Raw genomic sequence first — 11968 nt, 5'->3', positions numbered from 1 at the left:
GGCGCCGGGGGCCGCGGCGGGGGCGGAGGCGGAGGCGGCCTTGGCGGAGTCCTCGCGGCGGCGCCACAGCTCGGGGGTGATGCCGTCGACGACGCGCCGCTTGGCGTTGACCGGCTCGGCGTCTATCTCGGCCTCGACCTCGATGTCCTGCTCGAAGTCCCGCTCGAACTCGTCCATGGCCGCCGGGGCGGCCTCGGGGGTGCGCGGCGAAGCGGCGCCGAGCGCGTCCGCGTCGGTCAGCAGCCGCCGGTACAGACCGGAGCGGTGCTCCAGCTCCTCGTGGGTACCGATGTCCGCGAGCTGGCCGCGGTCCAGTACGGCGATCCGGTCGGCCAGCGCGAGCGTGGAGCGGCGGTGGGCGATGAGGAGGGTCGTGCGGCCCGCCATGACGGCCCGCAGCGCCTCGTGGATCTCGTGCTCGACGCGGGCGTCGACGGCGGAGGTGGCGTCGTCGAGGAGCAGCAGCCGGGGATCGGTGAGGATGGCCCGGGCGAGCGCGATGCGCTGACGCTGGCCGCCGGAGAGGGTCAGGCCCTGCTCGCCGACCTTGGTGTCGTACCCGGCGGGCAGGCGCTCGATGAAGTCCTCGGCCCGGGCGGCGCGGGCGGCGGCCCGGACCTGCTCCTCGGTGGCGTCCGGGTGGCCGAAGGCGATGTTGGCCCGGATGGTGTCGGAGAAGAGGAACGACTCCTCGGGCACGAGGCCGATCGCGGCGCGCAGCGAGTCGTAGGTGAGCTCGCGGACGTCGTGGCCGCCGACGCGGACGGTGCCGCGGTCGGCGTCGTAGAAGCGGGGCAGGAGGAGGGACACGGTCGACTTGCCGGAGCCGGAGGCGCCGACGACGGCGACGGTCTCGCCGGCGGCGACGGTGAGGGAGAAGCCGTCGAGGACGGGCCGCTCGGGGTCGTAGCCGAAGACGACGTCGTCGAACTCGACGGTGGCGGGGGCGTCGGCGGGCAGCTCCCTCGTGCCCTCCTGGATGGCGGGCTCGGTGTCGATCAGCTCGAACACCCGCTCCACGCCCGCCCGGGCCTGCTGGCCGACGGTGAGGACCATGGCGAGCATGCGGACGGGACCGACGAGCTGGGCGAGGTAGGTGGAGAAGGCGACGAAGGTGCCGAGGGTGACCTGGCCGTTGGTGGCCAGCCAGCCGCCGAGGGCCAGCATGGCGACCTGGGCGAGCGCGGGGACCGCCTGCAGGGCGGGGGTGTAGCGCGAGTTGAGGCGTATGCTCCGCAGCCGCCCGGCGAAGAGGCCGCGGCCGGCATCGCGCAGCTTGGCGGTCTCCTGGTCCTCCTGGCCGAAGCCCTTGACGACGCGGACGCCCGTCACGGCCCCGTCGACGACGGAGGCGACGGCGGCGGCCTGGCCCTGCGCCCACCAGGTGGCGGGGAACAGCTTCTTGCGGCTGCGGTCCGCGATGAACCACAGCGCGGGCGCCATCAGCAGCGCGACGAGCGTCAGCAGCGGCGACAGCCACAGCATGACGGCCAGGGATATCCCGAAGAGGAGGAAGTTGCCGATGGTCATCGGCAGCATGAAGAGCAGGCCCTGGATCAGCTGGAGGTCGCTGGTGGCCCGGCCGACGACCTGGCCGGTGGACAGCTCGTCCTGGCGCCGGCCGTCGAGGCGGGCGATGGTGCCGTACATGTCCGTGCGCAGGTCGTGCTGCACGTCGAGGGCGAGGCGCCCGCCGTAGTAGCGGCGTACGTAGGTGAACGCGTACACGAGCACCGCCGCGCCGATGAGCAGCCCGGCCCACGGCGCCATGGGCCTGCTCCGGTCCCCGATGACGTCGTCGATGATGACCTTCGTGACGAGCGGGACGAGGGCCATGACGGCCATGCCGCCGAGGGAGGAGCCGAGCGCGAGCACCACGTTGGCCTTGTACCGCCAGGTGTAGGCGGCCAGCCGCCTGGCCCAGCCCTCGCCCCGGCCGGGCTTCTGCCCGGGCTGGTCCGGCCTCTCTCCGGTCGTCTGCGCCGTCCCCGTCGCTGTGTGCGCCGCCGCCACGTTCTGCCTCCCCGTCCGTCCGTCGCTGCCGCCTCCCCCAACGCCCCCACCGGCGGATTTCATCCCGCCGCAACATCTCGAAGGTGCAGATATGTCACCTCGAACGCACGCGGGGCGCGGCCGTTGGGGGACGAGGGGTGGGGCCGCCACGGGCGGTGTCCCACCCATTGGGGTGACTTCCTGCCTCTTCCGGACCCCATGCACTGGAATGTCTATACGTTCCGATATATGAACGGCCCATACGCGGTGGAGATCGAACCGGAGGTCAGGCTGTGGCTCATGAACCTGCCGGACGGCGACTACCGGGTGGCCGAGCACGCCGTGGGGCCCCTCCTCGACGCGCCGACCACGCTCGGGGAGCCGTACTCGCGACACCTGGGTGACGGTGTGCGCGTACTGCGGCCCGGCAATCGGCGTGTACACCCGTGACGTCTGGAACGGAGAATCGCCATGGTCAGCCACGCTCAGTGGAAACTCGCCAGGGATCGCAAGGCGGCACAAGGAGTCGCCGAGTCCCCCGAGGCCGCACGCCACCGGGAGGAGATCCGGCTCGCCTTCGAGTTGGGGCAGGCCGTGTTCGACCGGCGGCGCGATCTGGGGATCTCGCAGACCGAGCTGGCCCGGCGGGCCGGGATGACGCAGCCGCAGGTGTCGAAGCTGGAACTCGGCGGGACCGTGCCCACGGTTCCGCTGCTGGCGCGGCTGGCGCGGGCCATGGACTCCGAGCTGCGGTTGACCCTGGTCGGGGAGACCTCCCGGGTCGCGTTCACGGCCCGGGAGGGCGAGGCCGCCTGAGGGGGCGTAGCCCGCGCGCGGGGCGTCCCGTACGTGTCCTCCTGCGCCCGGCCGTCACGGCGCGTCGAACTCGTACTCCAGGACGTAGGCCGCGGAGTCGAGGATCATCTCGTTCACCTCGACGACCCGCCCGTCGACGGCGAAGGCGGTACGGCGTACCAGCACGACCGGCGTTCCGGGCACGAGGGTGAGGGCTCCGGCCTCCTCCGGAGTGGGCATCCGCGAGCGGATCTCCTCCCGGAACCGGACCGGCTTGCGGCCGAGGTCGGCGAGGCGGGCGTAGATGCCGCCGGGGCCGGTGTCCGGCTCGGCGATGGGGGTGCCGGCGGTGAGGGCGGCGTCCAGGTAGGACGTGGCGACCATGACCGGCCTGCCGTCGAGAAGAAACCTCCTGCGGCGCACACAGACGGCCGATCCGGAGGGGAGCTTCAGGGCTGCGGCCGCCGCGCTCGGGGCACGCTCTTCGGACACGCCGAGAAACTCCACCTCCAGGTCGTGCCCCTTGCCGTCGGCAGCCCAGATCGAGCCGCCCGCGCCCCAGACCTCGACGGCGAGCCGCTGGATCCCGCGGCGCCGGAGGCCGACCTTGAACTCCCGGACGAACACGCCGGCGCCCTTGCGCGCCTCGACCAGCCCCTCGGCCTGCAGGGCCGCGAACGCCTGGCGGGCGGTCATCCTGGCCACCCCGTACGTGGCCATCAGGTCGCTCTCACCGGGCAGCCGGTCGCCCGGGCCGTACCGGCCGGATGCGATGGCGTCCTTCAACGCGGCGGCGATGCGCTGGTACTTGGGCTGCCGTTTCTCGCCGCCACTCGGCATGTGAACCTCCTGATCACCTCCGGACAGCCTAGGGGGCGACACCTGGCAAGAAAGGGCGTTTGTCCGTTCGCGACCCTGCATCCGCGCACATATCTAGACATCTAGCGATCGAGTGGGCGGCCGACGGGCACCCCGACGCTTTACTGGGCGCCTATCTAGATAGGTGAGGTGGTAGTTGTGGCTCCTGCTGACAACGCCTTCTGGCTCCTGCCGCGAAGCCCGCGCACACCCGGCTGGGCCCGGGCGTTCTTCCGGGCCCAAGCCCGCTCGTGGGGCGTCGCCCCGCAGGTCGTGCAGGCGGCGGAGCTGGCACTGTCGGAGCTCGTCACCAACGCCGTACGGCACGCCCGGGCGCCCCGCGGCCGGGAGATCGGCGTACGGGCGGTGTGGGACGGCACGTGCCTGCGGGTCGAGGTCGCCGACGCCGGCGACTGGGTGGACCTGGAACCGGGGCCGCACAGGCCGGACGGCGAGAGCGGGCGCGGGCTCGCCGTGGTGGCCGCCGTCGCCGGCCGGTGGGGCCAGGAGCCCCGCCCCCACGGCATCGGCAAAACGGTCTGGGCCGAGTTCCCGGTCAGGGCGTAGGGAGCGGCTTCACGACCGGGGGCTTCTCCAGGGGCTTGTTCTCGCAGCCGAGGGCCTCGGTGACGCGGCGGGTCATGAGGGCAGCGAGGGCCATCTTCCTGTCCGTTGCCGCTTGGCCCGTGTCAGGCTCGAAGTCCATGAACGAGTAATAAACGTCCGCGGACAGGTACGCCTTCTGCGACTGCTCCGCGAGCTCACCGGGCATGTCGCACTGGACAAGCAACCGCGCCTTCGTGTAGTCCGCCACGCCGCGCGCACCGTTCACGTCGTACGACACATCGCCGGTAAACCACGGCTGCTGAGGAGAGGTCCGAGGCGCCCATGCGAACGAGAAGTTCGCCTGGGCGAGACGCGTATCGGTGTCCGCCTGGAACGTGCACGTGAGGTGGTAGTACGTCTGCTTTTCGGGACGCATCGACCGCAGGTCGCGCTCCAGCTTCTTCACCAGTTCGCCCATGGACTTGCGGACCTTCGTCGTGAAGCCCTCGGTCTCGAGGACTTCACGCAGAAGAACCGCCTCTTCCGAGGAGGACGTGGTCCCGCACAGATCCGCCGCCTTCTCATCGGCGTCGCCCAAGTTGCACGATGCCAGTGTCAGCACACAGAGGAGAGCAGCTGTCGACCGCCCGAGGGTCTTGAGCACATCAGGACCGGAGGTGTGCACGAGCGGCGTCCCGTCCAGTCGTGTATGCGTCGCCTGCACCGTCCTTGGCATGGTCGAAGGCGGGGTCCTTCACGATCTGTCGATCCCTGGCCCATGCGTCGAGCATGTCGTTGGTCGCCTGTATGCCCTTGCCGTAATTGCCACTGGAATCCTTCTTCCCCTGTTCCTCGGCCTCATCCTTGACGCCGGCGACCCACTCGTACTTGAGCGAGTCGATCAGCGAGCCTCCGACCGTGCCCGCGATCGGGATCTCGCCGATGAGTCCGTTCGCAGCGGCGGCCGTGTGCTCAGAAGTGCCTTCCGCCCACTTGATCCGGTCGTCTTCCTTGTCCTTGTAGACGTCGGCCCCGATGCCGTTCAGGGCGCCGGCCGCGGCGCCGATGTCATGGGCCCGGTTGTCCCAGTCCGCGCTCACACCGTGCAGGTCACCCTTGTACGGGGCGGCAGCGGTGAGCAGCTCCGCCGAGTAGTTCCGCTCCGCCTCGACCAGCAGGGCGTAGCTCGGGCCGTCGTCCGCGATGCCGCGCATCACGCGGACCAGGCTGGCCTGGCCGACCGCGATCTGGGCCTTGTCGCCCGAACCGTGGATCGAGTCGCTGCCGCTGATGCCGCCCAGGTCGGACTTCTGGCCGCCGAGGATGTCGTGGGTGTCCTCCACGTAGTCGACCAGTGCCTTCGCCATCGGCTGGCGCAGGCCCTCCAGGTGCTTCGGGAACTTGTCGCCGCCCATCTCGTCGTCGAGGAGGCGGATGGCGTTGTGCATCACGCGGGCCTGGCCCTCGGTGTGCGGGCCGGGCGGGCCGAGCTTCTCGCCGTCCGTGTGGCCGGTCGCCGCCGCTTGGAGGGCCGCGCCGAGGCCCGCCGTCTTGTCGCCGCGTATCTCGATCGGCTGACCGACGTTGGTCGCGAAATAGGGGTCCGGCATGTCGCGCTCGGTGAGCATGTACTTCAGGTGCTCGTTCTTGTTTCCGGGCGCGTCGGGGTCGAGGAAGTACGTCGCGGAGTCCGGGTCCTTGGCCATGATGCTGAGCAGGCCGTCCAGCGGGTCGGAGACCAGGTTCGGGCGCTGGGAGTCCCAGGCGTGGTCGTACATGTGCGGCTTCGACTTCTCGGCCGCGATCATGCCGTCGCCGACGTCGTTGAGGAACTGCTTGCCGTAGCCGTCGCCGTGCGCCATGAGGGTGACCAGCGACTGGTAGCCGTACGTCGGCCGCAGGCCCTTGGCGACCAGCTCGGGGCCCTGCTCCTTGAGCCCGTTCACGAAGGGCTTGTACGCGTAGCTGTCCGGGTCCTTGGTGCCCGAGGCGATCGTCCCGGCGAGGCCGGCGTTGATCGATTCGTAGAGCTTCCTGTCGGCCGCCGACGCGCCGCGGTCGTTCGACGCCAGGTTCATCTGGTCGGCGAGCAGCAGGGTGCCCTTCGCCCCCAGCCCGTTCAGGTACGCCTCGCTGAAGTGCTTGTCCCCGGAGTTCTGCTTCAGGACCTCGTCGTAGTGCCGCAGCTCCTCCGGAGAGGCCTTGCCGTCACGGATCTTCTGGGTGAGGGCGAGCGCCTCCACCGCCTCGACGTCGTTGACGGGCTTCGAGTTGAAGCCGAACATCGCCGTGCCGTCCGCGCCCGACGCGTTCAGCAGGGCGGTCTTGACGTCCGCGTCGAATTCCGTGATCGCTTTGACGCTGTCCGCGATGCGGCGGGTCCAGGCCCGCTCGATCTCCGGGAGGTCGGGATCGTGCCGCGCCGCGTTCGCGGTGCCGGCGTCGACCTTGGAGAAGTCGAAGCTCGCGTTGCCGGCGTCCGAGACCTTCATGCCGGCGGCCTTGGCGTCCGCCACGGCGGACACCAGGCGGCTCTTGAGGTCCGTGAACCGGGCGTACGCGTCGCGGAGCAGCGACTCCATGGCCAGTGCCTCCTTCTGCGCCGACGCGTACTCCTGGCGCGTGACGGAGGATTTGGCGGCGGCGGCCGTCGCGCTGCTGCCCTGCCAGCCGTCGCCGGCGGAGACCTTCTGGACCTCGTCCTTGTAGACGTCCTCCATGGTCTTGAACTGCGTCGCCATGGCCTTCCAGCCGTCGGCGGCCGTGGTGAGCGCGGAGAGGTCCGTCTGCATGATCTCGGCGTAGTTCGGCACGTCCGTCTCCCTCTAGTAGAGGCCCGTGACCTTGGACTGCAGGGGCTGAAAGCTCCGGCCCGTCAGCTGGTCGGTTCCGCTGAGCATGTTCGACGCCTCGCGCAGGCCTGTCTTCTCCGAGTCCAGCCGTGCCATCAGGCGCTTGACCTGGTCGTCCCAGTGCGTGTGCGCTTTCGTCAGACCGGCCGCCGTGTCCCAGCCGGTGAAGGCCTTGACCGCGTTCTTGGTCGGCTCGTCGGCCGCGTTCGCAGCGTTTGTCGTGCCGGGCTGCAGGACGTTCTGGATGGTGTTGGCCGCCTTCTTCTTCTCGGGAGGGATCGTGGCCAGCACCCCGTATCCGCTGGGTGTCCCGGAGCCGCCGCCCGGGTCGGCGGCGAGCTGGTTCAGCCGCATCTGCGGCGACGTGCCCTCGGTCGCGGCCGCCTGCTTGTGCCGGCCCCACTCCTCCTCGAACGACACTGCTCCCCCTCGCACTCCGCCCACCTGATCAAGGCCACCCTAGCGAGCCCCCTGAGCAAGCCCTAAAGGTGCGTGGGGGCGAACATGCGGGGTTTGGCCGGAAGTACCACCACCGAGGGGCCCGGAGTGGCGAGGGCCTTCGCGAGGTCCGCGCGGAGGGCGTCCGGAGAGGTCGGGGTCGCCGGGATGCCGAAGGATTCCGCCAGGGCGGTGAAGTCCGGGCGGGTCAGTTCGGTGCCGGTCGTGCGGCCGTCGAAGGCGTCCGTCATGTACTCGCGCAGGATGCCGTAGCCGCCGTCGTCGACGATCAGCCAGGTGACGTCCAGGTCGTGCTGGCGGGCGGTGGCCAGCTCGGCGATGGAGTACATCGCGCCGCCGTCGCCGGAGACGGCCAGGACCGGGGTGCCCGGCTCGGCCAGGCACGCGCCGAGGGCGGCCGGGAAGGCGTAGCCGAGGCCGCCCGCGCCCTGGGCCGAGTGCATGGTGTTCGGGTGCTTCGGGTCGAAGGCCGACCATGCCCAGTACGCCAGGATCGTCATGTCCCAGAAGGACGGGGAGCGGGGCGGGAGGGCCGACCTGATGGAGTGGAGGAGGTCCTGCTCCAGGGCGAGGTCCTGGGAGGCCAGGCGGTCTGCGACGGCGGAGAGGACCGCGCGGACGCGGTCGGGGGCGGTGGGGTCGCGGCGTTCGGCCACGGTTTCGAGGAGGGCCTGGAGCGCGAGGCGGGCGTCCGCGTGGATGCCGAGCGCGGTGTGGTTGGACTCCAGCTTGCCGAGGTCCGCCTCGATCTGGACCACCCGGCCGCCGGGCCGGAACGTGTGGTAGTTCGAGGACAGCTCGCCCAGGCCGGAGCCGACGACGAGGAGGACGTCCGCGTCCTCCAGGAAGTCGGTCGTGTGGCGGTCCTCCAGCCAGGACTGGAGGGAGAGCGGGTGGGTCCAGGGGAAGGCGCCCTTGCCGCCGAAGGTGGTGACCACGGGGGCGCAGAGGCGTTCGGCCAGCTGCTTGAGCTTGCCTGCTGCGTCCGCGCGGACGACGCCGCCGCCCGCGATGATCACGGGGCGTTCGGCGTTCTCCAGCCAGTGCGCGGCGAGGGCCGTCAGCTCGGGGCGCGGGGGCAGGTCGTGCGGGGTCGCGTCCATGCCGGTGACCTGCGGGACGAACGTTTCCGTGCGGAGGACGTCCTCCGGGATCTCCACCCACACCGGCCCGTGCGGGGCCGTCAGTGCCGACTCCCAGGCCTCGGCGATGACGGATGGGATCTGGGAGGGGGTCCGGGCGAGGTGGACGGACTTGACCACGTCCCGGAAGGAGGCGGCCTGGTCGCGCAGCTCGTGCAGGTGGCCGTGCCGGCCGCCGCCGAGGCCGGTGGTCGGTACCTGGGAGGAGATCGCCAGTACGGGGGAGGAGGCCGCCGCTGCCTCGGCGAGTGCGGGGAGCGCGGTCAGGGCGCCCGGGCCGGTGGAGAGGAGGAGGGGCACCGCCTCGCCGGTCATCCGGCCGTACGCGTCGGCGGCGAAGCCGGCGTTGTTCTCCACGCGGAGGGTGACCAGCCGCAGGTCGGAGCGACCGACCGCGTCGAACAGCCCGAGGGCGTGCTGCCCGGGCAGCCCGAACACGGTGGTCGCGCCCAGCCCGCGCAGCGTCTCCACGACCAGGTCCCCGCCCGTCCGGCCCGGCGGCGGCGCGAGGGCCGCCGCCCGCTGGGCGTCGGTGGGGCGGAGTACCAGGTCGTGGTCGTGCGTCACGCGGTTACGTGCCTTCCGTGCTGGCGTGCCGGGCAGCCGGCCGACGCGGCGGGGCCTACTTGCCCTTCGCCGCGGCGATCTGGCGGCTCATGATCGTGGTCAGCTCGTAGGCGGTGTGGGACGCCGCGACCGAGGTGATCTCGGCGTGATCGTACGCCGGGGCGACCTCGACCACATCGGCGGAGACCAGGTTGCAGGAGGACAGGCCGCGGATGATCTCCAGCAGCTCGCGGGAGGTCATGCCGCCCGCTTCGGGGGTGCCGGTGCCGGGCGCGTGCGCCGGGTCCAGCACGTCGATGTCGATGGAGATGTACAGCGGGCGGTCGCCGATGCGCTGGCGCAGCTGGTCGGCGATCTCGTCCGCGCCGCGGCGGTACACATCGGCGGAGGTCACGATGCCGAAGCCCATCTTGGCGTCGTCGTCGAGGTCCTGCTTGCCGTACAGCGGGCCGCGGGTACCGACGTGCGACAGGGCCTCGGTGTCGAGGATGCCCTCCTCGACGGCGCGGCGGAACGGCGTGCCGTGCGTGTACTCGGCGCCGAAGTACGTGTCCCAGGTGTCCAGGTGGGCGTCGAAGTGCAGCAGGGCGACCGGGCCGTGCTTCTTCGCGACCGAGCGGAGGAGGGGGAGGGCGATGGTGTGGTCGCCGCCGAGGGTCATCAGGCGGGAACCGGCGGACAGCAGCTCGTCGGCGGCGGCCTCGACCGTCTCGACGGCCTCGTTGATGTTGAAGGGGTTCACGGCGATGTCACCGGCGTCGGCGACCTGCGCGAGCGCGAACGGGGAGGCGTCCTGCGCCGGGTTGTACGGGCGCAGGAGGCGGGAGGCCTCACGGATGGCGTTGCCGCCGAAGCGGGCGCCGGGGCGGTAGGACACGCCGGAGTCGAAGGGCACGCCGACGACGGCGACGTCCGCCGAGCCGACCTCGTCCAGGCGGGGCAGCCGGGCGAAGGTCGCGGGGCCCGCGTAACGCGGGATGCGGGAGGAGTCGACCGGTCCGCGGGGCGTCTGCTCGTTGCGCTCGGTGCTCATGGGGGTGCCCTTCTGGAGGTCCTACAGGCCTTGCGGGTCGTGCAGGTCTTGCAGGTGCTGCTGGCGTTGTGCTTGTGCGGTGCTTCGAGCGTAAGTCGCCGGGGTCCGGGCGCGCAGTGTACGTTCCATCCATACTGTCCGACCGGCGTGTGCGGAGCATCCATGAGTGGTCTTGGATCAGGGGCGGGTGAACCGTCCGATTCGGCTCCGGGGCCGGGGCTGGGTCCGGATCCGGGTTCCGGTCCGGGTCCGGGTCCGGTGGATGAAGGGGCCGCCGCCGGGCCGTCGGCGGTGCCGTCCGTTTCGCCTGTGCCGCCTGTGCCGCCTGTCGCGTTGGGGGCGCTGCTCGGGGACCGGGAGCTCGGGCTGCGGCATCTGGCCGGGCCGGCCGAGGCCTGGGTGCACGGGGTGCACGCCTCCGAGATGGCCGATCCGTCGCCCTACCTGCTGGGCGGGGAGCTGCTGCTCACTGCGGGTGCGGGGCCGGGGGACGGGCCCGGTGGGGACGAGCCCGGTGGGCATGGGCCTGCCCTCGCTGCCGCTTCCTATGACCGGTACGTCTCCCGGCTCGCCGCCGCCGGGGCTGCGGCCCTCGGGTTCGGAGTGGCCCCCGTGCACGAGGAGGTGCCGGCCGCGCTCGCCGACGCCTGTGCGCGGCACGGGCTGCCGCTGCTGGAGGTTCCGCCGCGCACCCCGTTCACCGCGGTCGCCCGCGCGGTGTGGCGGCTGATGGCCGAGGCGCGGACCCGTGAGCTGCGCCGCGTGACCGAGGCCCAGCAGGCGCTGGCTGCGGCCGCGGCCCGGCCGGATCCGGTGCCGGCGGTGCTGTCCCGGCTCGCGGCGAGTCTGGGCGGGTACGTGGTGCTGTGGCCGGACGGGCGGGCCGCGGGCACACCGCTGCCCCCGGAGGGTGGGCATGCGGCTCTGGATTCGCTCATGGCCCGGGTCGGCCGGGCCGGGGGGCCCGCCACCGCCACCGATCAGGCCGGGGGCCGGCACCTCGCCGCGTACGCCCTCGGCCGCCACGCCGTGCTGGGGACGGCCACCCCGGCCCGTGCCCCCGGCGATCACACCGTCGCCTCGGTCGCCGCCGTCCTGCTGACCCTGCTCACCGCCGAACGGCCCGCCGGGGACGACACCGCCGCCCTGGCGCGGCTGCTGCTCGGGGGCTCCCCGGCGGAGGTGCTGGGCCCCGGCCCCTGGTACGCGGTCCACGCCCGCGGCGGCGGCACCGACCCCGACCCGCGGGCCCTCGCCGCGGCGCTGGGGACCGTACTGCTGGATCCGCGGCCCGGTCCCGGCGTACGGCTCCTGACCGATCGGGATCCCGGCCCGCAGCCCGGATGGCGGCTGGGGGTCAGTGCCCCGGCCGCGCCCGAAGCGCTGGCCACCGCGGACGCGCAGGCCCGGCGCGCCCTGGACCGTGCCGAGGCGGCCCGCGCACCGCTGGCCCGCCACACCGAACCCGGCTTCGCGGGCCTGGTCGGCGAAGCCGAGGCCCGGGCGCACGCGGAGGCGTTGCTCGCCCCGCTGGCTCCCGTGCTGCGCGAGACGCTGCGGGGCTGGCTGGCCCACCACGGCAGCTGGGACCGCAGCGCCACGGCTCTGGGGGTGCACCGGAACACGGTCCGGCAGCGCGTTGCCCGCTGCTCGGTGCTGCTCGGGCGGGACCTGGACGATCCGGATGCGCGGGCGGAGCTGTGGTTCGCGTTGCGGTGGGAGGG

At 72.2% G+C, this 11968-nt stretch carries 11 protein-coding genes; 4 read left to right on the top strand and 7 right to left on the bottom strand.

What is annotated here, in order from left to right:
- Positions 1-1911, bottom strand: a 1911-nt coding sequence (locus tag HYE82_RS27070) for an ABC transporter ATP-binding protein (RefSeq protein WP_256987752.1), incomplete at its 3' end; no start/stop codon positions are given.
- A 330-nt stretch (positions 1912-2241) separates the two neighbouring features.
- On the opposite strand from HYE82_RS27070, the gene HYE82_RS27065 reads away from it, so the two are divergent.
- Both HYE82_RS27065 and HYE82_RS27060 read left to right on the top strand, forming a co-directional pair.
- A complete protein-coding gene (locus HYE82_RS27065) occupies positions 2242-2442 on the top strand; it encodes a hypothetical protein (protein WP_179176784.1) in 201 nt (66 codons plus the stop codon).
- A gap of 21 nt (positions 2443-2463) precedes the next feature.
- Positions 2464-2808 (top strand): helix-turn-helix domain-containing protein, encoded by a 345-nt coding sequence (locus tag HYE82_RS27060; protein WP_179176783.1) that lies wholly within the window; start codon positions 2464-2466, stop codon positions 2806-2808.
- Positions 2809-2862: 54 nt separating this feature from the next.
- Here HYE82_RS27060 and HYE82_RS27055 read toward each other — a convergent pair whose 3' ends face one another.
- Positions 2863-3627 carry a GntR family transcriptional regulator gene (locus HYE82_RS27055; RefSeq protein WP_179176782.1) on the bottom strand — a complete coding sequence of 255 codons (765 nt, stop codon included), beginning with the start codon at positions 3625-3627 and terminating at the stop codon, positions 2863-2865.
- A 177-nt stretch (positions 3628-3804) separates the two neighbouring features.
- Between HYE82_RS27055 and HYE82_RS27050 the strand changes: the two genes are divergently transcribed.
- The gene (locus HYE82_RS27050; protein ID WP_309144459.1) at positions 3805-4212 is read left to right on the top strand and encodes an ATP-binding protein; all 408 of its coding nucleotides are present in this window, start codon (positions 3805-3807) and stop codon (positions 4210-4212) included.
- On the opposite strand, the gene HYE82_RS27045 is transcribed toward HYE82_RS27050, so the two are convergent.
- The 5 genes from HYE82_RS27045 to speB form a co-directional block, all read right to left on the bottom strand.
- Complete coding sequence (locus tag HYE82_RS27045; protein WP_179176781.1) at positions 4202-4855, bottom strand: hypothetical protein; 654 nt, start codon at positions 4853-4855, stop codon at positions 4202-4204. The two genes, HYE82_RS27050 and HYE82_RS27045, sit on opposite strands and share 11 nt — an antisense overlap.
- Before the next feature lies 1 nt (position 4856).
- Entirely contained in the window at positions 4857-7004 is a 2148-nt protein-coding gene (locus tag HYE82_RS27040) for a hypothetical protein (protein ID WP_179176780.1), read from the bottom strand.
- A 12-nt stretch (positions 7005-7016) separates the two neighbouring features.
- Positions 7017-7463 (bottom strand): hypothetical protein, encoded by a 447-nt coding sequence (locus HYE82_RS27035; RefSeq protein WP_179176779.1) that lies wholly within the window; start codon positions 7461-7463, stop codon positions 7017-7019.
- Positions 7464-7525: 62 nt separating this feature from the next.
- Entirely contained in the window at positions 7526-9211 is a 1686-nt protein-coding gene (locus HYE82_RS27030; protein WP_179176778.1) for a thiamine pyrophosphate-binding protein, read from the bottom strand.
- A gap of 55 nt (positions 9212-9266) precedes the next feature.
- Positions 9267-10244: an agmatinase gene (speB, locus tag HYE82_RS27025; protein ID WP_179176777.1), complete on the bottom strand. Its 978-nt coding sequence runs from the start codon at positions 10242-10244 to the stop codon at positions 9267-9269.
- Positions 10245-10535: 291 nt separating this feature from the next.
- On the opposite strand from speB, the gene HYE82_RS27020 reads away from it, so the two are divergent.
- Positions 10536-11968: helix-turn-helix domain-containing protein (locus tag HYE82_RS27020; protein WP_309144460.1), on the top strand; the 1433-nt coding region annotated here is incomplete at its 3' end.

Origin of the sequence: Streptomyces sp. BR123 (genome assembly GCF_013401435.1) — a bacterium.
In the GTDB taxonomy this organism is placed as follows: domain Bacteria; phylum Actinomycetota; class Actinomycetes; order Streptomycetales; family Streptomycetaceae; genus Streptomyces.
The sequence above is the reverse complement of the archived record's forward strand: the minus strand, read 5'-3'. Positions and strand labels throughout refer to the sequence as shown.

Coding starts and splice junctions, on each gene's coding strand:
- speB (WP_179176777.1), bottom strand. CDS start 10,244: ATGAGCACCGAGCGCAACGAGCAGACGCCCCGCGGACCGGTCGACTCC.
- HYE82_RS27060 (WP_179176783.1), top strand. CDS start 2,464: ATGGTCAGCCACGCTCAGTGGAAACTCGCCAGGGATCGCAAGGCGGCA.
- HYE82_RS27065 (WP_179176784.1), top strand. CDS start 2,242: ATGAACGGCCCATACGCGGTGGAGATCGAACCGGAGGTCAGGCTGTGG.
- HYE82_RS27055 (WP_179176782.1), bottom strand. CDS start 3,627: ATGCCGAGTGGCGGCGAGAAACGGCAGCCCAAGTACCAGCGCATCGCC.